The following is a 376-nucleotide window of genomic DNA, read 5'->3' on the forward strand; positions in this document are numbered from 1 at the left end:
GATTTAGAGGAGGTACTTGCCGACTTTTTCTCGGACTTAACGACTTTTGCCGACTTTTTGCTGGTTTTTGCGGTGTCCGTCGATTTCGTCGCGGCATCGACCGCGGGAGCGGCCAGCATGGAAACGGTCAGCAGCACAGAGGCGGCGACCGATGTAAGAGGGGTAGAGCCGAAGAATCGAAACAATAGGGGGGAATCAGACCGGAACATGATTCATTCAGCGCGCAACTTGGATTGCGCCAGTTTAGGAAAAAAAGAAATTGTTAGCAAGATTAAAGACTTACGAAGCCTCTTTAAAGTTCGATTTGCAAACAATTCCACATTATGAAAAAACAACACATTCATCACATGACACGTGCAGTAAGACCGACGTGGAC

General features: G+C 47.6%; 1 protein-coding gene. It reads left to right on the forward strand.

What is annotated here, in order from left to right:
• The coding region (locus AC1DKD_RS42450) for a hypothetical protein (RefSeq protein ID WP_477144897.1) at positions 1 to 327 on the forward strand (327 nt) is incomplete at its 5' end.
• Positions 328 to 376: the final 49 nt, after the last annotated feature.

The organism is Cupriavidus sp. 05T313 (assembly GCF_056396665.1).